The 25687-nt window shown below is 65.5% G+C and carries 20 protein-coding genes, 1 tRNA gene and 1 pseudogene; 8 read left to right on the top strand and 14 right to left on the bottom strand.

What is annotated here, in order from left to right; all coding sequences use genetic code 11:
- A pseudogene (locus JDV09_RS16950) lies at positions 1-570 on the bottom strand (Mu transposase C-terminal domain-containing protein); the annotation flags it as partial.
- A 440-nt stretch (positions 571-1010) separates the two neighbouring features.
- On the opposite strand from JDV09_RS16950, the gene JDV09_RS16945 reads away from it, so the two are divergent.
- Positions 1011-4433, top strand: a complete 3423-nt coding sequence (locus JDV09_RS16945; RefSeq protein ID WP_221370298.1) for a DEAD/DEAH box helicase — start codon at positions 1011-1013, stop codon at positions 4431-4433.
- Between the two features lie 762 nt (positions 4434-5195).
- Here the strand turns inward: JDV09_RS16945 and JDV09_RS16940 are convergent.
- The 12 genes from JDV09_RS16940 to JDV09_RS16885 form a co-directional block, all read right to left on the bottom strand.
- Positions 5196-8228: a hypothetical protein gene (locus JDV09_RS16940; RefSeq protein WP_221370297.1), complete on the bottom strand. Its 3033-nt coding sequence runs from the start codon at positions 8226-8228 to the stop codon at positions 5196-5198.
- Positions 8225-8548: an HK97 gp10 family phage protein gene (locus JDV09_RS16935; protein WP_221370296.1), complete on the bottom strand. Its 324-nt coding sequence runs from the start codon at positions 8546-8548 to the stop codon at positions 8225-8227. Before JDV09_RS16935 ends, JDV09_RS16940 begins: the two co-directional genes overlap by 4 nt.
- 335 nt (positions 8549-8883) lie before the next feature.
- On the bottom strand, positions 8884-9135 hold the full coding sequence (locus JDV09_RS16930) for a hypothetical protein (protein WP_221370295.1): 252 nt from the start codon (positions 9133-9135) through the stop codon (positions 8884-8886).
- Positions 9132-10238, bottom strand: a complete 1107-nt coding sequence (locus JDV09_RS16925; RefSeq protein WP_221370294.1) for a phage major capsid protein — start codon at positions 10236-10238, stop codon at positions 9132-9134. The genes JDV09_RS16930 and JDV09_RS16925 overlap by 4 nt, the downstream gene beginning before the upstream one ends.
- A 170-nt stretch (positions 10239-10408) precedes the next feature.
- Entirely contained in the window at positions 10409-10648 is a 240-nt protein-coding gene (locus tag JDV09_RS16920; protein WP_221370293.1) for a hypothetical protein, read from the bottom strand.
- A gap of 223 nt (positions 10649-10871) precedes the next feature.
- Positions 10872-11261: a hypothetical protein gene (locus tag JDV09_RS16915; protein ID WP_221370292.1), complete on the bottom strand. Its 390-nt coding sequence runs from the start codon at positions 11259-11261 to the stop codon at positions 10872-10874.
- Complete coding sequence (locus JDV09_RS16910; protein ID WP_221370291.1) at positions 11236-11574, bottom strand: P27 family phage terminase small subunit; 339 nt, start codon at positions 11572-11574, stop codon at positions 11236-11238. Before JDV09_RS16910 ends, JDV09_RS16915 begins: the two co-directional genes overlap by 26 nt.
- A 190-nt stretch (positions 11575-11764) precedes the next feature.
- Positions 11765-11983, bottom strand: a complete 219-nt coding sequence (locus JDV09_RS16905) for a hypothetical protein (RefSeq protein ID WP_221370290.1) — start codon at positions 11981-11983, stop codon at positions 11765-11767.
- Positions 11980-12900, bottom strand: coding sequence for a hypothetical protein (locus JDV09_RS16900; RefSeq protein ID WP_221370289.1), 921 nt, complete (start codon positions 12898-12900; stop codon positions 11980-11982). The genes JDV09_RS16905 and JDV09_RS16900 overlap by 4 nt, the downstream gene beginning before the upstream one ends.
- A 656-nt stretch (positions 12901-13556) precedes the next feature.
- Positions 13557-13781 (bottom strand): helix-turn-helix transcriptional regulator, encoded by a 225-nt coding sequence (locus JDV09_RS27505; RefSeq protein ID WP_221370288.1) that lies wholly within the window; start codon positions 13779-13781, stop codon positions 13557-13559.
- Positions 13782-13795: 14 nt separating this feature from the next.
- Positions 13796-14827 (bottom strand): tyrosine-type recombinase/integrase, encoded by a 1032-nt coding sequence (locus tag JDV09_RS16890; RefSeq protein ID WP_308124149.1) that lies wholly within the window; start codon positions 14825-14827, stop codon positions 13796-13798.
- Positions 14828-14961: 134 nt separating this feature from the next.
- Positions 14962-15044: transfer RNA gene (locus JDV09_RS16885), tRNA-Leu, on the bottom strand.
- Between the two features lie 249 nt (positions 15045-15293).
- Here JDV09_RS16885 and JDV09_RS16880 point away from each other — a divergent pair.
- From JDV09_RS16880 to pknB, 7 genes are all read left to right on the top strand, one after another.
- Positions 15294-16625, top strand: a complete 1332-nt coding sequence (locus tag JDV09_RS16880) for an FhaA domain-containing protein (protein WP_221370286.1) — start codon at positions 15294-15296, stop codon at positions 16623-16625.
- 99 nt (positions 16626-16724) lie between these two features.
- The gene (locus JDV09_RS16875) at positions 16725-17192 is read left to right on the top strand and encodes an FHA domain-containing protein FhaB/FipA (RefSeq protein WP_221370285.1); all 468 of its coding nucleotides are present in this window, start codon (positions 16725-16727) and stop codon (positions 17190-17192) included.
- A gap of 124 nt (positions 17193-17316) precedes the next feature.
- Complete coding sequence (locus tag JDV09_RS16870; RefSeq protein WP_221370284.1) at positions 17317-18879, top strand: PP2C family protein-serine/threonine phosphatase; 1563 nt, start codon at positions 17317-17319, stop codon at positions 18877-18879.
- Positions 18876-20297, top strand: a complete 1422-nt coding sequence (locus JDV09_RS16865; RefSeq protein ID WP_221370283.1) for a peptidoglycan glycosyltransferase RodA — start codon at positions 18876-18878, stop codon at positions 20295-20297. Before JDV09_RS16870 ends, JDV09_RS16865 begins: the two co-directional genes overlap by 4 nt.
- Complete coding sequence (pbpA, locus tag JDV09_RS16860; RefSeq protein ID WP_221370282.1) at positions 20294-21769, top strand: D,D-transpeptidase PbpA; 1476 nt, start codon at positions 20294-20296, stop codon at positions 21767-21769. The genes JDV09_RS16865 and pbpA overlap by 4 nt, the downstream gene beginning before the upstream one ends.
- Positions 21770-21845: 76 nt before the next feature.
- The gene (locus JDV09_RS16855; protein ID WP_221370281.1) at positions 21846-23117 is read left to right on the top strand and encodes a protein kinase domain-containing protein; all 1272 of its coding nucleotides are present in this window, start codon (positions 21846-21848) and stop codon (positions 23115-23117) included.
- The gene (pknB, locus tag JDV09_RS16850) at positions 23114-24991 is read left to right on the top strand and encodes a Stk1 family PASTA domain-containing Ser/Thr kinase (RefSeq protein ID WP_221370280.1); all 1878 of its coding nucleotides are present in this window, start codon (positions 23114-23116) and stop codon (positions 24989-24991) included. The genes JDV09_RS16855 and pknB overlap by 4 nt, the downstream gene beginning before the upstream one ends.
- On the opposite strand, the gene JDV09_RS16845 is transcribed toward pknB, so the two are convergent.
- Positions 24969-25643, bottom strand: a complete 675-nt coding sequence (locus JDV09_RS16845) for an aminodeoxychorismate/anthranilate synthase component II (protein WP_221370279.1) — start codon at positions 25641-25643, stop codon at positions 24969-24971. The genes pknB and JDV09_RS16845 overlap by 23 nt on opposite strands.
- Positions 25644-25687: the final 44 nt, after the last annotated feature.

Genomic DNA, 25687 nt, shown 5'->3' with positions numbered 1-25687 from the left:
GCCGTCGGTGGCCACGGCATCGGCGCCGTAGAGGGCGTGGTAGCCGATGCGTTCATCGCCGCGCAGCTGCTCGTGGTGGGCGGCGGCGGTCAACGCCAGGTAGTCGATCCCCGTCACCACCGGAGCCGAATCCGGGTTCTCGGGTCGGGCCTTGGGATGGGCGTGGCGGGTGATGGTGTGCGGCAGCGCAGCACCGAAGCTGCGGCCGCGGTCGCGGACCTCGATACTCTCCAGATCAAAGGGGCTGAAGACCAGCTCCACCCGGCGTCCGGCCAGGGCCAGGTCGACCCGGTAGGTGTTGGCGTGCAGCGACACGGTGGCGGTCTTGGTTACCACCCGGAATTCCGACCACAGGAACGCCTCGGTCAGATCCGCCGCGCTCGGTAGCGCCGGTGACCCGCCGAGCCGCTCCCATCCGGTCTGCCAGCGTGCCAGCGGCGCCTGCTCGGTCTCCGAATGTGTGCGGCGGTGGTATTCGGTCTCCACCCAGGCCATGAACAGCCGGTTGAGCTCCAACAACGCGCCGGTTTGGTCGACCCCGGCGGTGGCGAGGTCCTCGGTGGTGGTGTCTAGAGCGCCGCGCTGCGATCCGAAATGCCGGCCGATGCGATGGTCCGCCGAGAGCAATGCCGTTTTGGCCGCGATGCACTCCTTATCCGCACGGCGACATCTCGTATAGCGCGGTGGTGGCAGAAGACTGCCAAAATTCCACCTTCTGACCTGAGTCGCGTCGTATCGGTCGCAAGGACCTACGGATCTCAAGCGGCAGTTCTCTCCAGCAGAAGGGGTCAGGCCACCGCCGCCGTCCGGATCCCGTCCGGGCGCCGGCCTGTGAATCGATGGGCCGGCGGCTGTCCGAACAACCGTCGTTTTCCGGACACCACGCACCACTCGCCACGCCGCACATCGGCCGTTGCCCTTGACAGAAGTCCTGATTATCGGCAGCGCCCGGCCGCATGCAGCCCAAGTCCCTCAGGCCTGTCGGGTCTAGCTTCTAGACTTTTTCGCCCATGGGGGATTTCGACGGCCTGTACGGCAACCTTGATGCTGACTCGCGGGTTCGCGGCCGGCAGTTCGAACACGTCTGCAAGTGGTTTCTGGAGAATGACCCGGTATATCGCAGTGAACTGCGGCGGGTGTGGCTGTGGGACGAGTGGCCGGGTCGGTGGGGTGGGGACGCCGGGATCGACCTGGTAGCTGAGGACTGGAACAGGGGCCTGTGGGCGATCCAAGCCAAGGCCTATGACCCCAAGTACCGGGTGTCGAAGAAGGACGTGGATAAGTTCCTGGCCGAGTCGGGCCGCAAGGTGTTCGCCTACCGAATGCTGATTGCCACCACAGACCTGATCGACCGCATCGGCGAGCGCACCATCCAGCAGCAGGAGAAGCGGAGCAGCTTCTTCCGCCTCAACGACCTGCGTGCAGCTTCGGTGGATTGGCCGACGTCGCCGGCGTTCCTGCGCCGGGCGAAGCGTCGCAAGCCCGCCCAGCCCCGGCCGCACCAGGCCGAGGCGGTCCGCGATGTACTGAAGGGATTCATGACTTCTGACCGCGGCCAGCTCATCATGGCCTGCGGAACCGGCAAGACCCTCAACGGTTTGTTCATCACCGAGAACCTGAAAGCCCATCGGACGCTTGTGCTGCTGCCGTCACTGTCGCTGCTCAAGCAGACACTCAACGAGTGGCGGGCCAACTGCACCAACGATTTCGCCTCACTGCCGGTGTGTTCCGACGACACTGTCGCTGGCACCGACGACGCCGCGCTCGCCCATACCGCCGACCTCGGAGTCCCGGTCACCACCGACCCGAAGGAGATCGCGGTGTTCCTGCGCCGAAACTCCGGGCCACTGGTGGTCTTCTCGACCTATCAGTCCTCACCGCAGATCGAGGCGGCGTTCAAACTCAGCCGGGTTCCTGGGTTCGACCTCGTCATCGCCGACGAGGCGCACCGAGTGGCCGGGCCGGTGTCGTCGGACTTCGCCACCGTGCTGAACCCCGCGGCGATCAAGGGAACCCGCCGACTGTTCATGACGGCCACCCCGCGCTACTTCACCGGCAGGGTACTCAAGGCCGCCCAGGACGCTGACTACGAAGTCGCTTCGATGGACGACGAGGAGGAGTTCGGGCCGGTGTTCCATCGGCTGCCGTTCGGTGAGGCCATCGAACGTGATCTGCTCACCGATTACCAGGTGGCCGTCGTCGGTGTCGATGGCGGGACTTACCGCGCGTGGGCCGAAAAGGGAAGCCTGGTCACCCGCGACGGTAAGACAATCGACAACGCGGCGACCCTGGCCGGGCAGATCGGTCTGGCCAAGGCGATGCGGAGATACAACCTGCGCCGGGTGATCTCGTTCCACTCCCGCGTCAAGAGAGCTCGGGAGTTCGCTGCCTCAATGCCCGACGTGATCGCCTGGATACCCGCACCACAGCGGCCGAGGGGCACCTTGTGGTCCGACGTCGCGACCGGGGAGATGCCCGCCGGGGACCGCTACGTGTTGCTACAGCACCTGGGACGCCTCGATGACGCCGACCGTGGCCTCCTGGCCAACGTCCGCTGCCTCTCCGAGGGTGTGGACGTGCCAACCCTCGATGGTGTGGCGTTCATCGACCCCCGCCGCAGCGAGGTGGACATCGTCCAGGCGGTGGGACGCGCAATCCGCAGGTCCGAGGGGAAAACCGTTGGCACGATTGTCATCCCGGTGTTTATCGACACCGACGAGGAACCCGACGTAGCCCTGGATTCGTCAGTGTTCAAGCCGGTGTGGGACGTCATCAAAGCCCTACGAGCCCACGACGAGGAATTGGGCGAGCAGCTTGATGAGCTGCGCCGGCAGATCGGCCGCATAGGCGGAAACCCGCTGCTGCCCGACAAGATCCATGTCGATGTACCTGTCGCGGTGGGCACCGACTTCGCCGACGCATTCAACGTACGGCTGGTGGAGCAGACCACCGCGAGTTGGGACTTCATGTTCGGCGTACTGGAGCGATACGTCTCTGAGCATGGACACTCGCGGGTGCCCCGAGGCTGTGAGGTCGACAGAGTAAAACTCGCGGGATGGGTTACACGGCAGCGGGTCGCCTACGCCGAAAACACACTCCGCGAAGACCGTCGGCTTCAGCTGGAAGCGCTACCCGGATGGACCTGGGATCCGTTCGCCGACCAGTGGGAAGCGGGCTTCAACGCACTGATGCAATACATCGACCAACATGGACCCCAGTCGGTACCCCAGCGGTGTGAGGTCGACGGATTCAGTCTGGGCACCTGGGCGTCCCAGCAGCGCGCCAAACGCGCGAACGGCACCATTGATCCGGATCGCGAGCGACGACTCGGCGCAGTTCCCGGGTGGAGTTGGAACCCGAAAGATGACCAGTGGCATGAAGGATTGCGCCGGCTACGCGAACACCTAAAAAGCGGCCCCGATGTTCCTATCCCTGCCAAGAAGACGATCGCGAACGGATTTCAACTGGGCACGTGGGTCGACGTACAACGCCGCGACCACAAAAGGGGAACACTGCGGCCGGACCGACGAGAACTCTTGGAAGCCCTCCCCGGTTGGACTTGGAATCCCCAACAAGACAAGTGGGAGGAGTGGTTTGCTGAGCTCCAGGTATACGTCACAGAGCATGGAGACTCCCGCGTGCCAGACAGCTACGCGACCGAATCCGGCTCTCCACTGGGCAACTGGGTGGGTGTGCAGCGCGCCCTGCACGCGAAAGGAAAGTTGGGCGCCGATCGCGCTGACCGCTTGGCAAGCCTGTCCGGATGGAATTGGGAGCCGGTAAGCGCCCAGTGGGAGGAAGGGTTCGCATCCCTGGAGGCCTACGTGGCGGCAAACGGCAACGCCCGAGTTTCGTTCGACTACACCGCGGCGGACGGCTACCCCCTCGGCCGGTGGGTGGCGCGGCAGCGCAGCAGCTTCAGAGATAGTCGCCTCGCCTCTGAACGGGTCGCGCGCCTGGAGCGCCTCGATGGCTGGTCGTGGCGAGCCAACGAGGACAGGTGGGAGGAAGGGCTCAAACATTTGGTTGCCTACATCGCACGGAACGGAGACGCGCGGGTTCTTGGCGACTGCGTCGTCGACGGATTCGCCTTGGGTCGGTGGGTACTCAAGCAGCGGACGAGACACGGAAAAGGGGAACTGGAAATCGACCGGGCAGCGCGTCTTGCGGATCTGCCTGGTTGGTCCTGGGATCCACACGCCGAGAAGTGGGAGGAGGGCTTTCGCATCCTGCAGGAATACACGGCTAGATATGGCGACGCCCGAGTTCCTGCGGCATTCGTCACGGAGGACGGATACCCGCTAGGCACATGGACGGTTCGCCAGCGTCGGCTTCACGTGAAGGGCACCCTCAGCCTTGATAGGCAGCAGCGGTTGGACTCCATCCCCAGCTGGACGTGGAAGGCGCCGAGAGGCCCTGCGCCCAAGCGCTAAAACCAGCTCCAACACTTGGATAAAGGGCCTGCGGATAGCTGTTGATGCCGGTCGGCGCCGGGTGCGGTGGTCACGGTCATTTCGGCGGCCGCACTTAATTGAGGGTTCCGCCACGCGATGGACACCCCAGCGCGCACGGATTGGGGTGCGCGTTCCTGCTACGCAACCATCCCCAAAACGTCGCCATAGACACCGACAGCCCTCAGTGCCTGCCTGCGGTTCGACACCCCTAAGTGAGCGCCGCCTACTGCGAAACGGGACTTGCCGACAGAAGTCCCCAATTCCTGTCGCACGACGCTCGGATACCCCCCTCCCCCCACCCAAACACAAAGGTCACGACCTCTTTCAAGGTCGTGACTTAAGTGCTCGCGGTTCGCAGAACCGCTCGTGGTGGGCGAAGGGGGACTTGAACCTGTGCAGAAACGCTCTGACCTGCACAAATAGGTCGGGCACCGTCGGGTGAAAACGGGTAAAACCCCAGGTGGCGTGGTGGGGGGTCTTGACTGTGTCAAGACGGGTCAACGGTGGTGGGGCACCTTCGTCGGAGGCTTGGGGCAAATTTTCCCCAAGGCGCGCTGTAGAGCCTTGTGGCAGGTTTTCCATAAGCCTTTGGCTCTGACCAGCGAGAAGCGCTTGTGGCAGATTCGCCACAAGCTATCTCTGAGGCTGGACGTCAGTTCTCACCAGCGGAAACGACTCCGGCGGATTTGCCGGAGTCGATCCGCCGTGACAACGAGTCCCGCGAGCAGTCCGCTAAGGCGATCAGGTCGGTGAACCGCCCCAGTACTGCATCATGTTTCGGTTCTGCTGCTTCTGAAGATCGGCCATAGCGGACTTGCTGTCCTGCCCCTGACCGACGTTCACATCACCGTGCACGATCATCCCGGCGTTCGTCTGATTACCCTGCTGCCCCTGCTGTTGCTTGTCGTCAGGCTTCAGCGGGGGTTGCGTCTTCCCGGCCGAATTAGGGGCGGACGGGTGTGCGCCAGCTAAGCCGAAGATGATCTTGCCCGGAAGGGACTTGGACGGGTCGGCCAGTGGGGAATCGTTGAGAGAGAAGGTCTCTAGCAGACCCTCTGCGGCGATACCACCAAGCTGCCCAAGATACCCGGCAAACCGGTTCGCCTCTTGTGTGGCGATGTCCACACCAGCGCCAGCGCCGGGAGCCATCATGTTCACACCAGCGGCTGCGGCACCTTCAGCGGAGCCGATGAGGCCACCGGAGATCCCGAAGCCGGGAGACTTGTTGGTGGTGCCCAGCTGCTGAGACTTGTTCGTGCCCTCAGCCTTGTTGCGTGGACTCGCCCCGGTGATGCCCATAGGTGAGCCTTGCGGAATGCCGCCGTAGCCGACGGGACCGACACCACCACCGCCGTATCCGGCGATCATGGAGTTAGGGAGGTGCCACTGCTGAGGCAGGCTCATGGGACCGGCAGCAGAGCCACCGAACCGGAAGCCACTTCCCGCGCCGCCATCCTCGACGGGTATCCCACCGAGGGAACCGACCATGTGGCCAGACTTTCCGGGCTTCGGATTCACGCCGATGTTGAAGAACGACGACGGAGAGTATCCCGGCTGAAAGCCCAGACTCGGGAAGTTGCTTGTCGTGGTGAAGTGCCGGGTAGTCGGGTCTTGTCCGGTCAGTGCGCCGTACAGGCTGGAGATAGCGCCACTGCAGTCGGCGAGTCCCTTGGTGAGATCCGCTGCGCCATACGAGTAGGGGGAGCCGTTGGCGGACTGCGCCAGGGCGATAGCGTTCTGCACACCGGCCGGAAGCTGCCCACCTTCCCCGGTCATCTGCTGCGGCCAGTTAACAACCGAGACCGGTTGCGTGGCTTGGAGACGACCCAAGGGGTTACCCATGGCCAGCTCGGCCAGGAAGGTTGTCGCCATGCGGGCGATGTTCGGGAGGGTGAAGCCACCCGATGCGGCTTCGGCCAACGGGTTATAGATGTCGTTCCCGCCAGACGGCATAGACGACGGTGTGGTGGTGGCCGGGGCGGTGTAAACAGGATCACTCTTGCTCCCAGAGGGGGCCTTGTAGCCCGACGAGGAGCCGCCAGACGAGCTGGAGGACGGCACCGAGGGTAAAGGGATACCCGGCGTGGGAACAGCCGCTGTAGACCCGTCCCTGCGCCTGTATGTGCCCGGTGTGCGACCGGGTGGCTCGAACGTCGGACCAGACGGTGACGACGGTGACGAGATGATATCCGGCATCGTGGGCACGTTCGGAAGGCTGATGTCCACGCCGATCAGCTTGGCTGCGGCACGGACCGGGGCAAGTGCATCGTTGAGTGCGTTGCGGATCTTCTGCGCCACGTCGAGCACGACGGAGCCGACACCGTAGACCACGGTCTTGATGTCATCGAAGCCGGTGTGCAGCACGTGGACAGCGGTAGAGACCTGTTTCAGCCCGACTTCCCAAACCCCGAACTGAGGCCCGACAAGCTCGGCGGTCTTCTCGATCACCGGCATCAGATCGGCGACGTCATGCAGGATCCGGGAAATGTCCGGGAGAACCTTCTGGCCTACCGGGGCAAGGGACATCAGTGCCTTGCTCAAAGCCCAAGCGTCAGACCCAAGCTGCTTCAGCGTTTGCAGACCGTCAGACAACCATTTCTTGAGCTGCCCGGACTGCTGCGCCTGTTGGATGAAGTCGGAGAAGTGTTGCGCGGCATCAGCTGCGGCGGTGGCCAGCTGCGGGAGGAACGATGACCCTACTTGCGCAATCGACGCCATGGCACGGGTCAACGGTGCTGCGGCCGGTTCGATGGCCTTGAAAGCGGCCGCGACGTCGTGCAGCAGATCGGTGATGGCGGCACGGGTTTGCGGGTTGAGCAGCTCGTTACCGACACCCTGCAGCAGACGGCTGACAGTTCCAGCCACGCTGGCCATGGTGCGCTGCAGCTCGGGGAGGTAGACGCTGGCCACCTTCTGGATCTCAGATCCCATGCCCGAGAAGAGGGAGTCCTGCACGGCTGACTTGAGTCCGTCGAAGGCCGGCAAAAGGTTGCGGATCGACAGTGCGGTCTGTTGCGCTGCGGGACTGAGGGACTGCAGATCCTTGGCGAACTTCTCCGGATCACGCATATCCCCGAGAGCTTGGGAGAAGCCCTGCATGCCGATCTTGAGCGTGCCGAAGCCGACAGCGGCAGCACCGGCAGCGGCCGGGAGAAGCCACAGAGACTGTGCGGCACTGGCAGCGACACCGGCCAGCTCGACCAGACCGCCCACCACGCCAGCGATGGCGATAGGGGCCAGCGGACCCAACGCACCGGGCAGGCCGGTGGCCAGCTGACCGAACCGCGACGAGGCGGTCTCGGCTTCGGTGACGGTGATCTGAAGATCCTTGTAGGCCGATGCGGCGTCACGGATGGCCAGCGACTCGGCGCGACGGAGACGGTTGTGGTTCTCGGTGGCAGCGGACAGCTGTGTGATGGTGCGGGACTGCCGGTCGCGGATACGGGTGAGATCGTTCTCGGCACGAGTGATCAGGTGCAGATCGGTGATGCCGCTGGAACGGAGATCGGCTAGGTGCCGTTCCGCCTTGGCGAGATCGTCGGCGTCACGCTGTGCACGCTGGCGCACCTCGTTCAGCTTCGTCTCGGCAACGGAGACTTTCCCGGCGGCGTCGACAGCTCTCGTCTCGAACTTGCTCAGACCGGCGGTCAGGTTGTCGCTCATCTGCTGCCCGGTGAGGCGGCTGTTCTTGTCGAACTCATCGTGGAGTTGACGCGATGCACGCTGCAGTGCCTGATCGTCAAGACGGGTCCTGACGTCAATCGTGATCGTCACGCGCGTTCCTCCATCTGGAAGTAGGCTTCAGTCTTTGCGGCACAGGCGAACTCGGGTGTGGGGGTATTGCCACCCGTCCCGTACTCAATCCAGTGAGCTTTGTGGTCTGTGGCCTTGACCTGCACGTTTGGCATGCCGAACTTCACGGACTCGCGCCCGAGGTGGATGCTGGCCTTGTAGGCACCGGTTCTCACGGGGGCGATGCTGCGCCAGTAGTCGCGGACCTCTTTCGCGGCTTCACGCGTGTGTCTCTTCAGCTCCGCATCACGGCGGACCTTGGCCGCGATCTCGCGGGCGATCTCTTCAGTGGTACTTGTCATGTCTCGCTATTCAGTTGTGAAAGTTTTAGGTGCCCCGGCACCGTTGGCATGCCCTCTAAGCACCAACGGTCCGGGGCGATAACGGGTCGGTTGATTACCCGTCAATCCCATCTTGACATGATGGGGAGTAGGTGCCCCGGTGCGCACGATCACCGGGGCGGTGCGGTAGGAGAAGGTAAGACCCGCACCCTCTTGGCCGCGCAGCGGCAAAGGTTCGCGCAGCGGCCGAAGTCATGTGCCCCCAGGGCGAGTTCAAGGCTCAGCCCTGGGGGACCTAACAGAAAGCAACCGAATCACGGTCGCCGGATCCCGCTACTTATGTTCGCGGGACGTGTTTAGACCCGTTCCACCCAACGGTTCAGAATCCAGTTGCGTGCAAGGGATTCAGGAACGGTGGGGGTCGATCCGGGCCAGTAGGCGTTGCCCTCGTAGGCAACTTGGAAGGGTGGCAGCACCTTGACCTTCGTCAGGATGTCGGGCGCTTCCTCTTCCTCGACGCGTGGGGCGATCTCGCAATCCGGCATGAAGCGCTTGTCATTGCGGGGACGCTGGCCACGGCGGGGACGTGACTCCCCGGACTCGATCACGCGGTGGCGAGGTTGGAGACGACCATCACGGCGGACGGACGCTCGACGCAGAGCACCAGGCGCTCCTCCATGACGAACCGAGAGATGTTGTCGATGAAGTCGGTCCCGGACTGTCCGACGTGAACGGTCAAGCCTTCACGCACGGCGACGAAACCGAACTTGGTGGTGTCCAGCATCACGGCGGTACCGTCGGCGATGGCGGTGGTCAGGGCGACCGGCACACCGAAGAGCTGACGCGCCCCGACGGCGGCAGGCTCACCGATCAGAAACTCACCATAGGTGTTCTTCAGACGGCGCATAGACGAATAGGTGGCGGGCGACATCACGATGAAGTTCGCCTCAGCCAGCGACGTGCCGCTACGAAGTGCGGTGATGGCCTTTTCGATGGAGTCGAGCGCGGTCTCGTTGGTGCCGGTGTCCAGTGAGGCGTCATGGGTGAGTACGCCCGAGGTGGCGGTGAAGCCGGTCATGTCGGTTCCGGTGCCAGCGCCAGAGAGGATCTGTGCGTTCTCGACGTCCTGAATCTGACGCATCATCTCGTGCTGTGTATAGCCTTGGAAGGCACCGAAGTCCTGCAGGGTCTCGTACGAGATCCCCACATGCGCGGCCAGCTTCACGGCGGTGAAAGTCTCCGACGTGGTGTTGAGGACGATCTCGGGCTTCGCTGCACCTTCGGCAACCGAGGTGGGCGCGCCGGTCGTGGAGCTGTGAACGATAACCTCCAAGCTCGGCGCACTGATCGGCCGGGTGGGGAGGTAGTCGAGCACGCGGTTCTCGTGAACCTGGCCGAGGACGGCGGGGTCCAACTGCGCCGGCAGCAAGGATTCAACCGAGCTGTATGCCTTGACGGCGAAACCCTGCTTGGACACGGCGGCGTTGTACAGGCCCTTGATGGCCTTGGCGTCGATCCTCAGAGGGTTGCTCTGTGCGCCGGTCTTGACCTCGAAAGCCGGTGCAGTGACCGGGGTACCGAGGAAGTCGCCACCGCTGTCGCGCAATGCGTTCACGGTGTTGGAGGTCTGAGAGACAGCCTTGGCGGCAATCGCGGCGATCTCTTCGGTGGTCTTGGCGGCACGGAGGCGCGCAACAAGATCAGTGTTCATTATTGTGTTTTCTCATTTCTTTGGAGTGTGAAACCCCTTGCGGGGCAATGACTCCGGGCGGCAACGTCAGCGGGCCACACGTCGTTGTGTGAGCGGCGTTAGGTGCGGGCCGGGATGAGCATTGGCAGCGGGCACGGCGGCATGTAGCGGGCGTAGCGGCTGCGGACTGCTCAAGACTGTTCGACGGCCTGAGAGGCGTCGGAGAGGCGCAACCAATTCTCCTTGGTTGGCCAGTTGTACAGCTCAAGGGCCACGGTGGCCAGCTCCTCGACGGCGGGGGTTGGCTTCTCCCCGTAGAGGATGGTGACGGCTGCGGCTCGCAGCTGTTCTAGGTAGGTGTCGAGTCCTGCGCCGTGGTCGGCCAACAGGTCCCAGACCTGACTAGCGAATCGGCGGTGTTCTTCGTGCATTGTTTCTCCTAATTCTGTGAGCGTATTTACGTGCGCTCGGGTGGTGCTTATCTAGACGACGTGCGTTCGTCGCGTGGTGGATTACCGCTTAGGCAGGAAACCCTGCTTCCGGAGCAACGCTCCCCCGCATCCTCGTGGGGACGGAAGCGAGTCAGGCGGTCCAGTCCCTGTAGGCGGTGGCAGACCGGGCAGACAGCGGACTTGGCTTCGGGCTTGCGGAACCTCACCGCTCGGACCGTTCCCATTCGGCCATGACGTCATCGTGAGACAGACGCGACAGCCGCCCAGAGTCCCGCCACGTCCAATGGCTCAGGATGCGGGCAGGATCGCCGGGGATGAATCCGCGCGAGTCGGTGCAGCCGATGACGACGTCGGTCTTCTGCTCAGAACAGGTGGGCAGCTTCAAGCGGGCGCAGAACTCACGCATGCGCTCGGACAGCACCTTGAACGTCTCAGCGTCGGCCGGGACAGCGTCGGGGGTTTCCAGCTTCAGCCGAAGACCCTCCCACGCGGCGGCGAGCGCGGCGAAATCGCGCAGCTTCGGCCCGTAGATGCCGTGCTTGTCCCAGACCGCCCACCGGGTGATGTCAGTTGCTCTGGAGGATGGAGTCAATTTGTCGGTCCAATTCGGTGCGGTCGATCTTGCCCTCGTAGAGCGGAATGCTGCGGGACAAGGTGATGAGGCTGGCACGGGCAGCGGCCAGCGGGGACAGGCTCGGATTCTTCGTCCAGTTCTGCCGGGAGCGGACCACGACGCCACGCTTCTGAACGTCGTCGGCCAACAGGCCGTACAGGTGCATGGTGTCGGCGAAGATGCTCAGAAGTTCGAGATCCGCGCCAGCGAGTCGGCCCTCACGGCGCAGACGTTCGCGATGATGGTCGTAGATGGCCTGTGCCTCCGGGCACAGTTTTCGAGAGGTGGTCATGATTCTCCTAAATTTGCTGTGAACTGCGGAAACGGCACAGAAAACGAGTGTGAAAGCCGTGATCTGCAGACACAACACTGGTGAGCGGTCGGATGGTGCGTCCCGGTAGAGGCTGAAACCCACCCCCTGACCTGCAACAAACGATGCAGGTGCGCATGTGCAGGCCAGTGGTGGGAAGCGTTGTGCCGCTTTACTCTTCAGTGTCGCTGTTGGTAAAGCGTTGCAGCACACCAAGCTTGGCCGGGGTGGTGCCGGTAGGTGTGGCACGGTCGAACGCCACGAGTCGCGCCAGCTCGGCAGCGGAGAGGATGACGTGCCGATCTCCTTGCGTGAGCTTCACTCCCCCGTGCGGTCGGCGGGTGACGACGGTGAGCTTGCTGCCGGGGGAGCTGATGACGGCGGCGGTCATAGCCGTGCCGCGACCTCATCGAGCCATGCCAGCTTGTCGACGCGGAACGCCTCCGAGACGTCGGTGGCGGTAGTCCCCCTGGTCGCCAGTACCGATTGCGGATACTCCCGCTCGTGCTCGTTATACCAGTAGCCGAATTGACGTAGCGGAGCAAAGTCTAGTGTGCGTCGACATTGAGCAATTACAGCAGACGGGCTATCACTAATTGCATCAGTGATGAATCCGCCTAGCTTGAATTCTTCATTCTCACGATTGCATTCTTTGAGCCAGCGTTGTGCAGCAGCCATAACGATCTCCTCAGTTACCGACGTATCCTCACGCATTCTCTTCCCGGCAATGTTGGCCAGGAGTTTGGTGTTGTATCCAGTCCCTGCCGGTATCACGTTCTCGATGATCTTCTCAGGAGAAAGAGAAGAGGAGTCAGTACCTTCTCTATTCCCTGTATAAGTACCTGTATAAGTACCTGTAGGGGTGTCTTTGCCCTGGTCAGGGCGATTTAGATAGGACACGATGTCATCACTTGCAGGACACGATGTCACTACTTGCAGGACATCATGTCCTGTTGAATGCGTGTTTGTGTCCTGGTGTTGGACATTGTGTCCACCCGTTCGGACATCATGTCCGACCATCTCGCAGAGGTTGTAAGTACGCTGTGCCGCTAGTCCTGGGCCAGCGTTGCGGCGTGCAACCTCTTCGATATATCCCAGTTCGCAGAGTTTACGGAGTGCGGGATTAAGCCGGCGAATATCCGAATATCCCCCGATTGCCTCAGACAGTTGGCGGGGTTCTACCGCCCATCCTGCCCCGTTCTTGCGGGTGAATTGCACACAGATGATTCCGGCCAGTCGAGCCTCTTGGGCTGTCAGGTTCTCGTCTTGCATTACTTGCTTAAGCCATGCGAATTTGTCAAAGCTCATTTACTGTTCCTGTTCTTTCTTTATTGTGTTTCTAGTCCGTGTTTGCGACGTAGTACCCATGCACACTCAGCGCAGACGACGTTGTCCTGGCAGTAGTGAGGTGGTCCAAAGATCTTGGCCAGACACATCACGCATACGGGGACGCGGCTAGGCTTTCCGCGTAGGCACGACGGGTGAACGGTGCGACCGTCGAGCAACCGAAGTGACGTTGTCTCACAGCACTTATCACAGATGTCACACACCGGGGACGCTTGGCAACCGTCACGGATTGCCCTTGGTTCATCGAGAACTATCCCGGCGCGCCTCAGTGTTCTTTGCGCTCTCTTTACATTTCTGCTCATGGCATCTTCTATCGTCGCAAGGGGTATGGACAGCGAGTAATTTTCGTGTTCACGCCAGTACCTGTGACCAGCGTGAATAGCACCGCATTACCCCACGAATAGAATTCTGAGGCACTTTCAGCGGTGAGGAAGGTGGTAGTGCCCGAGCGCTAGAGAAATGCGCTTAGAGAATTGCGTGAGCAACGTATTTAGGGCAGGGGATATCCACCTACTTATACTATAACACATTAGTACTGCTAGATGTTTCCCAACAGGAAACACATACGCCATATCCCCAGGTGAGTGTTTCCCATCAGTAGACTGCTGTGAGCAACGTCACACTAGACGGAGTTGCGACCTGGGAGAACGTGTGGTATCGCGACGGTTCTCCTCAAGCCATTTCCTGACCCATGCGGCCGGGTAGCGGACGGTCCGGTGGCCTACGCGAACATAATCCGGCCCACGCTTCTGGTAGCGCCAGGACAGGATGGTGGAGCGGCTCACGCCGAGGTATTCGGCCAATGAGTCGGTATCGAACAGGCCCGTGGGGTCATAGCTCATAGCAGTGTTTCCTCTCAGGAAAGCGCCGCCTCTATAGCGTCGGAGACGGCTTGGAATTGCGACCGGTCTAGATGCCCGTACCGGTCGACGGTGGTCTTGATGGACTCGTGTCCTAGATGCGCCTGAACAGCCGGGAGCGCTACCCGTGCGGCGATCAGCCAGGATGCGCAGGTATGCCGCAGATCATGGATACGCACCCTCATCCCGGCGCGCTCGACGGCCGGTGTCCACACCTTCCCGGAGAAGGACGGCAGACGTACCGGGCCGGTGCCACGGTTACCACGCCCGGAGTTGGTGAACACGTACTCGTGTGAGTAGTCGAGTGTGTCGAGCACACTGGCAGGCACGTTGATCAGGCGTGTGCTCTTACGTGACTTCGGTGGCCCGATCTCCCAGCCGCCATTCACGGAACGCCATGCGCGGCGGATACTCACCGTGTTGTTCTCGCGGTCGATGTCCGACGGTCTCAGTGCCGTGGCCTCACCCCAACGGCAGCCGCTGGAGACGAGGAAACGCACCAGGGGTTGCCAATACTGCGGGATCTCTGCCAGCAGCGTGGCGAACTCCTCACGCGTCAGGAAGGCGGCTTCTGGCTCCTGCCCACGAGGCAGCTTCACCCCCCGGCATGGGTTAGCGGTGATGTGCCCGGCATCCACGGCGGCGTTCATCGCCCCGGACAGGTAGCGGAGCTTGTTGGCCTGAGTCTTGACGGCATTGCCGTGTAGACCCTTCAGCCACTGCGCCACCTGGTCGCGGTGCAGCTGCCTCAGGGGGATCTCGCCCAGTACCGGACCGATGTCATTGGCGGCATAGGCACGGTAGCGGGACAGCGTGCCCTCGTGTGCCCCGGTGAGGTGGTCGCAGTGATGCTGCAGCCACTCTGACACTGTCAATCCCTGCGGTGCCGCCCGGACCGTGTCGGGTATGTCGTATGCCTTCATGGCCTCTTGCCCGCCGATGGCGGTGGCCAGGGCACGGAACTTCTCGGCCGTGACCAGGTCGGTGAAGCTCACCGAGGTCTGTCGGCCGTCGATGGTGAACAGCACAGCGTGGACGGGCGTGCCGTCCTTGCGGGTGCGGGTACGTATTGAAGCCATGACCCAACGGTACGCCGATCTTGACTCGGGGTCTTGACTGAGGTTACCGGCTGGTATTTATCCCTCTGACCTGCACTTTCTTGTGGGCGAAGGGGGACTTGAACCCCCACGTCCCGAAGGACACTGGCACCTGAAGCCAGCGCGTCTGCCATTCCGCCACTCGCCCGTGACAACCGGGGGAGCCTATCACGCAGGCGACCCGGTATCCCAACGGTAATAGCGCACCCCCACGAACGCCAAAACGGCCTACTAAAGGGCGGTGACCTGCCGGGATGCGATTCTCAGAATTCTGTTGGTCCCGTTGCCCGGTGCACGGCCGATACCATGGGATCGAGCATCGCTGCCAGACGACACGCTGGCAGCATTGACGTGTGAGCAGGATCGCCGCACGACACCGAGGGAGGCGAGCAGGCACATGGGGTTCGTCGACCGCTTCGAGCGGAGGCTCGAGGACAAGGTCGGCGACGCGTTCGCCCGCGTTTTCGGCGGGTCGATCGTGCCGCAGGAGGTGGAGTCTCTGCTCCGCCGGGAGGCCGACACCGGAGCCCGGGAGTTCGGCGGCGGCCGCATTTTGGCCCCGAACGACTACGTCATTACCCTCAGTGTGCCCGACTACCACAAGGTGAGTGCCGACCCGGACATCACCGAGACCACGTTCGCCAAGCACTTGGAGGGATACATCCGTGACCAGGGGTGGCAAACGTATGGTGATGTGGTCGTCAGATTCGAGCAGTCAGCCAGCCTGCACACCGGACAGTTTCGCGCGCGTGGTGCGGTCAACCCCGACTCGACCACAGGCGAATCCGCCCCACCACCTCGAGACGTAGCGTCCCAGGCAGAACCAGGAGTACCACCGATGAGCGACAACCCGACCTACCACAGCGGCCAGGGGCAGGGCCAGGGCCGGCCGCCCGCCGACGACTATTACGACGAGCGCTACAACCGCCCGGACGAGCAGCGTGGCCAGTACCCTCCGTCGGATCAGGGCGGCTACCAGCCGCAGGGTGAGCAGGGCTACCAGCAGCGTGGCGGTTACCCGGACCAGGGCTACCCGCCGCAGTCCTACGAGCAGCGCCCGCCGGCCGGCTACGGCCCGCCCCCCGGCTACCCCGACCAGGGCTATCGGCAGGCCCCTCCCGGCTACGGCCCGCCGCAGGGCGGTCAGCCCGGCTACGGCGGCCCGTCCGGAGAGTACGACTACGGTCGCCCGCCCGGGCGTCCCGACGAGGGCGGCTACGGCCAGCCGGCCCGTCCGGCCTACCCGGATCAGGGTGGCTACCCCGACCAGGGCGGCTACGGCCAGCCCTACGGCAGGCAGGAATACGCCCAGCCCGACTACGGGCGCTACGGCGAGCCCCCGGCCGGCTACTCCGACCAGGGATACGGCGAGCACGGTTACGGCGCACCCGGCCAGCAGGGCGGCTACGGCCAGTACGGCCAGGGCGATTACCCGTCGGCCGGATCCGCGGTCACCCTGCAGCTCGACGACGGCAGCGGGCGCACCTACCAGCTGCGGGAGGGTGCCAACGTCATCGGCCGCGGCCAGGACGCCCAGTTCCGGCTGCCCGACACGGGTGTGTCGCGCCGGCACCTGGAGATCCGCTGGGACGGGCAGGTCGCGCTACTGTCGGACCTCAACTCCACCAATGGCACGACGGTGAACAACGCCCCGGTGCAGGAGTGGCAGCTGGCCGACGGCGACGTCATCCGGCTGGGTCACTCCGAGATCATCGTCCGCGTGCACTGAGGGTCGGCCGCCCGGGAAAGCGGTCGGCACGGCCCCCACGGCGTTCGACACCCAAGTAAGGTGGCGATGCCGAAGGGACGGGGACGGAGAGGACGTCAGATGCAGGGGCTGATACTGCAGCTGACGCGCGTCGGCTTCCTTCTGCTGTTGTGGCTGTTCATCTGGTCGGTGCTGCGGATCCTGCGGACCGACATCTACGCGCCGACCGGTGCGGTCATGGTTCGCCGCGGGCTACCGCTGCGCACCTCGCTGCTACCGAAGCGCGGCCAGCGCAATGTGCCCCGCCAACTGGTGGTCACCGACGGCGCGCTGGCCGGCACCCGGATCCCGCTCGGGACCCAGCCGGTCCTGATCGGCCGCGCCGACGACTCCACCCTGGTCCTCACCGACGACTACGCCTCGACGCGCCACGCCAGGCTCTCTCCACGAGGTCCCGAATGGTATGTAGAGGACCTAGGATCGACCAACGGTACATACCTCGACAGGGCGAAGGTGACGACGGCGGTACGAGTTCCGATGGGCACACCCGTGCGGATCGGCAAGACGGTGATCGAGCTGCGCCCGTGACGCGACCGGCACCGCGCACGCGTGGGGGCGCTCCCCCAGCAAGCTGGGCGCCCACCCCGGCAAGCCGGGGGCCCACCCCGGCATGCTGTCGGCCCACCCACCCGCAGGGTACGGGGAGACCGCAATGGCACTAGTGCTTCGATACGCCGCGCGCAGCGATCGCGGCCTGGTCCGGGCCAACAACGAAGACTCCGTGTATGCCGGTGCGCGCCTGCTGGCACTCGCCGACGGCATGGGCGGGCACGCGGCCGGTGAGGTGGCCTCCCAGCTGGTGATCGCCGCCCTGGCCCAACTCGACGGTGACGAGCCCGGCGGGGACCTGCTCAGCAAGCTCGACGCGGCGGTGCGCGAGGGCAACTCCGACATCGCGGCGCACGTCCAGGCCGATCCCGAGCTCGAGGGCATGGGCACCACGCTCACCGCGATCCTGTTCGCCGGCGACCGGCTCGGGCTGGTGCACATCGGCGATTCCCGCGGTTACCTGCTGCGCGACGGCGAGCTGACCCAGATCACCAAGGACGACACCTTCGTCCAGACCCTGGTCGACGAGGGCCGGATCACTGCCGAGGAGGCGCACAGCCACCCGCAGCGCTCGCTGATCATGCGCGCGCTGACCGGCCACGAGGTGGAACCGACGCTGATCATGCGGGAGGCCCGGGCCGGCGACCGCTATCTGCTTTGCTCCGACGGGCTGTCCGATCCGGTCAGCCACGAGACCATCCTGGACGCCCTCAAGATCGCCGACGTCGCCGAAAGCGCCGACCGCCTCATCGAATTGGCGTTGCGCGGGGGCGGTCCGGACAACGTGACCGTCGTGGTCGCCGACGTCGTCGACAACGACTACGGACAGACCCAGCCCATCCTGGCGGGGGCCGTGTCCGGCCAGGACGACCAGAGCGCCCCGCCGAACACCGCCGCCGGGCGGGCATCGGCGTTCAACCCTAAACGCAATGTGGCCAAACCCGTTGTCCCACAACCAGAGGTCCCCCCGCCGCGTCCCCGCTCGAGGCGCCGCATGTACATCGCCGCAGCCGTTCTGGTGCTCGTTGTGCTCGCGGGCCTGGCCGTCGGCCGCGAGATCGTGCGCAGCAACTACTACGTCGGCGAGCACGAGGGCACCGTGTCGATCATGCGGGGTGTCCAGGGCTCCTTTCTCTGGCTCTCGCTACAGGAGCCCTACCTGCTGGGCTGTCTGAACGCCCGCAACGAACTGTCCCTCATCAGCGCGGACCAGTCCCTCGACAACCTCGACTGTCGTCTTCTCAACGTCGACGACATGCGCCCCTCCGAGCGCGCACAGGTCATCGCGGGCCTGCCGTCGGGCTCGCTGGACCAGGCCATCAGCCAGATCGAGGAACTCTCCCGCAGCTCGGTGCTGCCGGTGTGCCCACCCCCGCCCACCTCCACATCGCGGACTCCGACGACGACCGCCGCCACCACCACCGCGACCCCTCCCACACCGAGTCCCTCCACATCGGAATCGGTTGGGCCCGGCGCTGTTCCGGGGACACCCTCCCCCACACCGGCACCCGAGACACCGCGCACCGTCACCACGTCGCCGACCGCCGCTCCGGGCTCCCCGGCGCCCTCCCCCACACCGTCCACCTCGGCGTCGCCGTCGCCGACCGTGACCGCACTTCCACCCGCACCACCTGAGCCGGGAACGAACTGCCGGGAAATCTCATGACGACCCAGCCGCAGTCTCCGGTCGCGGTGACCCCAGCCCTACCCAATCGGCGCAACGCCGAGCTGTTCCTGCTCGGCTTCGCCGCCCTCATCACCACGGTGGCCCTGCTGCTCGTCGAGGCCAACCAGGAACAGGGGCTGCGCTGGGACCTCGCCCAGTACACCGTCGCGTACCTGGCCCTGTTCACCGGTGCCCACCTGGCGATCCGCCGCTTTGCGCCGTACGCGGATCCGCTGCTGCTCCCGGTCGTCGCGGTGCTGAACGGTCTGGGGCTGGTGATGATTCACCGCCTCGATCTCGCCGAGGGCGCCAACACCGCCCAGGGACTCGGTGGCACGGCCAATCAACAGATGCTGTGGACGCTGGTCGGCGTGTTCGGCTTCTCCGTCGTGGTGATCTTCCTGCGCGATCACCGCATGCTGTCGCGCTACGGCTACCTGTGCGGTCTGGTCGGCCTGATCCTGCTGGTGATCCCCGCGATACTGCCCGCATCGATGTCCGAGCAGAACGGCGCGAAGATCTGGATCCTGTTGCCGGGCTTCTCGATTCAGCCCGCCGAGTTCTCCAAGATCCTGCTGCTGGTGTTCTTCGCCGCCGTCCTGGTGTCCAAGCGCAACCTGTTCACCAGCGCGGGCAAGCACGTCCTGGGCATGGACCTGCCCCGTCCGCGTGACCTGGCCCCGCTGCTGGCGGCCTGGATCGCCTCCATCGGCGTGATGATCTTCGAGAAGGATCTCGGCACCTCACTGCTGCTGTACGCGTCGTTCCTGGTGATGGTCTACATCGCCACCGAACGGTTCAGCTGGGTGGTGCTGGGCCTGGCACTGTTCGCGGCCGGCAGCGTCGCGGCCTACTACATGTTCGACCACGTGCAGGTGCGGGTGCAGACCTGGCGGGATCCGTTCGCCGACCCCGACGGTGCCGGCTACCAGATGGTCCAGTCCCTGTTCAGCTTCGCCACCGGCGGCATCTTCGGCACCGGGCTGGGCAACGGGCAACCCGGCACCGTGCCCGCCGCCTCGACCGACTTCATCATCGCCGCGGTCGGCGAGGAGCTCGGGCTTGTCGGCCTGGCGGCGGTGCTGATGCTGTACACCATCGTCATCATCCGCGGGCTGCGGACCGCGATCGCCGTGCGGGACAGCTTCGGCAAGCTGCTGGCCGCCGGCCTGGCCGCCACGCTGGCGATCCAGCTGTTCATCGTGGTCGGCGGCGTCACCAAACTGATCCCGCTCACCGGTCTGACCACCCCCTGGATGTCCTACGGCGGGTCGTCGCTGGTGGCCAACTACCTGCTGCTCGCGATCCTGGTGCGCATCTCGCATGCCGCGCGCCGCCCGATCGGGACCACCGCCCTGCCGTCGGGTCAGACGGGCAGTATCGCGGCGGCCAGCACCGAGGTGATCGAGAAGGTATGAACACCTCGCTACGCCGCATCTCCCTGATGATCATGGGCCTGATCGTGCTGCTGCTGGCCAACGCCACGCTGACCCAGGTGTTCACCGCGGACGGCCTGCGCGCGGACCCGCGCAACCAGCGCGTGCTGCTCGACGAGTACTCCCGCCAGCGCGGCCAGATCGCCGCCGGCGGCCAGCTGCTGGCCTATTCGGTGGCCACCGAGGGTCGCTTCCGGTTCCTGCGCGTCTACCCCAACCCGATGACCTACGCACCGGTGACCGGGTTCTACTCGCTGAGCTATTCGAGCACCGGCCTGGAGCGCGCCGAGGACAGCATCCTCAACGGTTCCGACCAGCGCCTGTTCGGGCGCCGGCTGGCCGACTTCTTCACCGGGCGCGACCCCCGCGGCGGCAACGTCGCCACCACGATCAACCCGCAGGTGCAGCAGGCCGCCTGGGACGCCATGCAGGAGGGCTGCGACGGGCCGTGCCAGGGCTCGGTGGTGGCGCTGGAACCGTCCACCGGCCGCATCCTGGCGATGGTCTCCTCCCCGTCCTACGACCCGAACCTGCTGGCCAGCCACGACGCCGCCGAACAGGACGCGGCGTGGGAGCAGCTGCGCGACGACCCCGCCTCGCCATTGCTCAACCGCGCTATCTCGGAGACCTACCCGCCCGGGTCGACGTTCAAGGTCATCACCACCGCGGCCGCGCTGCAGGCGGGGGCCACTCCGGACACCCAGCTGACCGCGGCGCCGCAGATCCAGCTGCCGGACAGCACCGCCACGCTGGAGAACTTCGGCGGCACCCCGTGCGGCGGCGGTCCGAGCGCCTCGCTGGAGTATGCGTTCGCCCATTCCTGCAACACCGCGTTCGTCGAGCTCGGCATCGACACCGGTGCCGAGAAGCTGCGCGCCACCGCCGCCGCGTTCGGCATCGACACCGCACCCGAGCCGATCCCGCTCCAGGTCGTCAAGTCGACCGTCGGGCCGATCTCCGACGCCGCCGCCCTGGGCATGTCGAGCATCGGCCAGAAGGACGTCGCCCTCACTCCCCTGCAGAACGCGATGGTCGCCGCGACCGTCGCCAACAAGGGGGTGACGATGCGGCCCTACCTGGTCGACCGGATCCAGGGTCCCGATCTGTCCACCATCGCCGCCACCGAGCCCGCGCAAGAGCGGCAGGCGGTACCCGAGCAGGTCGCAGATACACTTACGGACTTGATGGTCGCCGCCGAGCAGGTGACTCAGCAGAAGGGAGCCATCGCCGGCGTGCAGATCGCATCCAAGACCGGCACTGCGGAGCACGGGACGGATCCGCGCAACACGCCTCCGCATGCCTGGTACATCGCCTTTGCGCCCGCGCAGGCCCCCAAGGTCGCCGTCGCGGTGCTGGTCGAGAACGGCGGCCAACGCCTGTCGGCGACCGGCGGCGCACTGGCGGCGCCGATCGGGCGTGCCACCATCGCCGCCGCACTGCGGGAGGCCTCGTGAGCGGCCCTCGCCGGAGGCGAGAATCCGGTTTCCGAGCCGGAGGCGAGCAGACCAGCAGACGCGCCGGAGGCCAGAAATGAGCCCCCGCGTGGGAGTAACCCTGTCGGGGCGCTACCGGCTGCAGCGCCTCATCGCGACCGGCGGCATGGGTCAGGTCTGGGAGGGCGTGGACTCCCGGCTGGGCCGGCGGGTGGCGATCAAGGTGCTCAAGGCCGAGTACTCCACCGACTCCGAGTTCGTCGAGCGGTTCCGGGCCGAGGCCCGCACGGTGGCCATGCTCAACCATCCGGGCATCGCCGGGGTGTACGACTACGGCGAGACCGACATCGACGGTGAGGGCCGCACCGCCTACCTGGTGATGGAACTGGTCAACGGCGAGCCGCTGAACTCCGTCCTCAAACGAACCGGCCGACTGTCGCTGCGGCACGCGCTGGACATGCTCGAGCAGACCGGCCGGGCCCTGCAGGTCGCGCACACCGCGGGCCTGGTGCACCGCGACGTCAAGCCCGGCAACATCCTGATCACCCCCACCGGGCAGGTGAAGCTGACCGACTTCGGCATCGCCAAGGCCGTCGACGCCGCGCCGGTCACCCAGACCGGCATGGTGATGGGCACCGCCCAGTACATCGCGCCCGAGCAGGCTCTCGGCCACGACGCCACCGCGGCCAGCGATGTCTACTCCCTCGGCGTCGTCGGCTACGAATCGGTGTCGGGCAAGCGGCCGTTCACCGGCGACGGTGCGCTGACCGTGGCGATGAAGCACATCAAGGAGAACCCTCCCCCGCTGCCCGCCGACCTGCCGCCCAATGTGCGTGAGTTGATCGAGATCACGCTGGTGAAGAACCCCGGTATGCGCTACAAGTCCGGTGGGGCGTTCGCCGATGCCGTCGCAGCGGTCCGCGCCGGACGGCGGCCGCCGCGCCCCAACACCACACCGTCGATCGGTCGGGCCGCGCCGACGGCGGTGCCCGCCGCCACCCAGGCCCGTCCGGTTGTCCCCCCGGCCCCGGCCCCGCGCGCACGCAGCGCAGGCACCCACCGGTCAGCACCGCCGCCACGCGGGCGCACCTTCTCGTCGGGCCAGCGGGCGCTGTTGTGGGCGGCCGGGGTGCTCGGCGCGCTGGCGATCGTGATCGCCATCCTGATCGTGCTCAACGCGCAGGACCGCAGAGACCGCGTCCCCCCATCGGACACCACCACGCAGACCCCACCGGCGGAATCGCCCACCGCTGCGCCGGCGCTCCCTGACCTGGGTATTCATCAGCCTGACGAATACTGGGTATCCCTCTCGCACGACGCCCGACCGCCGGCCGTCACGCTGTACGCCGCAGGACAGATGATGCCATGACGACCCCACAGCAACTTTCCGACCGCTATGAGGTCGGCGAGATCCTGGGCTTCGGCGGTATGTCGGAGGTGCATCTGGCGCGCGACCTGCGCCTGCACCGCGACGTGGCGATCAAGGTGCTGCGGGCGGACCTCGCCCGTGACCCGAGCTTCTATCTCCGGTTCCGCAGAGAGGCGCAGAACGCCGCGGCACTCAACCACCCCGCCATCGTCGCCGTCTACGACACCGGCGAGGCGGAAACGCCCACCGGACCGCTGCCCTACATCGTCATGGAGTACGTCGACGGGGTGACGCTGCGCGACATCGTGCACACCGAGGGCCCGATGCCGCCCCGGCGGGCGATCGAGGTGATCGCCGATGCCTGCCAGGCGCTCAACTTCAGCCACCAGCACGGCATCGTGCACCGTGACGTCAAGCCGGCCAACATCATGATCAGCAAGACCGGCGCGGTGAAGGTGATGGACTTCGGCATCGCGCGTGCACTGGCCGACGCCGGCAACCCCGTCACGCAGACCGCCGCGGTCATCGGCACCGCCCAGTACCTGTCCCCCGAGCAAGCCCGCGGGATCAAGGTCGACGCCCGCTCCGATGTGTACTCGCTGGGCTGCGTGCTCTACGAGGTGCTCACCGGGCAACCGCCGTTCGTCGGCGATTCACCCGTCGCGGTGGCCTATCAGCATGTCCGGGAGGACCCGGTACCGCCGTCGCAGCGCAACCCCGACATCTCCCCCGACCTGGACGCGGTGGTCCTCAAGGCGCTGGCCAAGAATCCCGACAACCGCTACCAGACCGCCGCCGAGATGCGCGCCGACCTGGTCAGGGTGCACAGCGGCCAGACTCCCGACGCGCCGAAGGTGCTGACCGACGCCGAGCGGACGTCGCTGCTGTCGGCGACGCCGGCCCGGGACCGCACCGAACCCATCGAACCGGTCGGCGGCCACCAGCCCCGCTACGAGGAAACCGTGCGCAGCGGATCGGTGGCCCGCTGGTTGATCGCCGTCGCCGTACTGGCGGTGCTGACCGTGGTGGTCACCGTGGCCATCAACATGTTCGGCGGCGCGACCCGCGACGTCCAGGTCCCCGACGTGACCGGTCAGGCATCCGCCGACGCGATCGCCACGCTGCAGAACCGCGGCTTCTCCATCCGCACCCAGCAGCAGCCCGACTCCAAGGTGCCACCCGACCACGTGATCAGCACCGATCCCGAGGCCAACGCCGCGGTGTCCGCCGGTGACGAGGTCACCCTGAACGTCTCGACCGGACCCGAGCAACGCGAAGTACCCGACGTGTCGGGGCTGAGCTACGCCGACGCCGTGGAGAAGCTCACCGCGGCCGGCTTCGGCCGGTTCCGGCAGACGACCTCCGACTCGCTGCCCGAACAGAAGGACCGGGTGCTGTCCACGCTGCCGCCGGCCAACCAGACCTCGGCGATCACCAACGAGATCACCATCGTGATGGGCCGCGGGCCGGCCACCGCGGTGGTGCCCGACTGCGTCGGCCAGACCGTGCAGGTCTGCCAGGAGATCCTGTCGGCGTCCGGTTTCGCCAATACGGTTCCGGTCGAGGTCGACAGCACCACCTCGTCGGGCCAGGTGGTCGGAACGGACCCGGCTCCGTCGCAGACGGTGCCGCAGGACACCGTGATCCAGATCCAGGTGTCGCGCGGCAACCAGTTCGTGATGCCCGATCTGACCGGCATGTTCTGGACGGACGCCGAGCCACGGCTGCGTGCGCTGGGCTGGACCGGCCAGCTGGACAAGGGCGCCGACGTGCGGGACAGCGGTCAGCGGACCAACGCCGTCGTCACGCAGAGCCCGTCGGCGGGCTCCGGGGTGAACTACGGCGCCAGGATCACGCTGAGCTTCGCGTCGTAGCGGCCGCCACCGCGCCGGCCACCTCGTCCTCGAGCCGGCGCACCAGCTCCTCCGGCGGCGCCGCACCGCAGAAGCCCAGCCAGTTGGCCAGCATTCGGTGCCCGCCCTCGGTCAGGATCGACTCCGGATGGAATTGCACGCCGTGGATGGGCAACTCGACGTGGCGCACGGCCATGATCACCTCCCCGGCGGTGCGGGCGATCACCTCCAGCTCGGCGGGCACCGTGTCGGGCAGGATCGTCAACGAGTGATAGCGGGTCGCCACGAACGGGTCCGGAAGTCCTTTCAGCACACCGCAGTCGGAGTGATACACGGTGCTGGTCTTGCCGTGGAGCAACTCCGGGGCGCGGTCCACGGTGCCCCCGAACGCCACGCCGATGGCCTGATGTCCGAGACAGACCCCGAGCAGCGGTGTGCCCGCCGCAGCACAGGCGTGCACCAGCGGGATCGATGCGCCGGCCCGCTCGGGGGTGCCCGGCCCCGGGCTCAGCAGCACACCGTCGAATTCCGCCGCCACCCGCGCGACGTCGTCCGGGGTGGCCAGCCGGTCGTCGTCATTGCGCCAGACCTGCGCGTCCACCCCGAGCTGGCCCAGGTACTGGACCAGGTTGAACACGAAGCTGTCGTAGTTGTCGACGACCAACACCTGCATGGCAACAGGCTACCGGCGCAGGTGACGGCCCCCAACGTCAAGTG

Source organism: Mycolicibacterium xanthum, assembly GCF_019710635.1.
Classification (GTDB): domain Bacteria; phylum Actinomycetota; class Actinomycetes; order Mycobacteriales; family Mycobacteriaceae; genus Mycobacterium; species Mycobacterium xanthum.
This window is presented reverse-complemented; position numbering and strand designations above follow the sequence as displayed.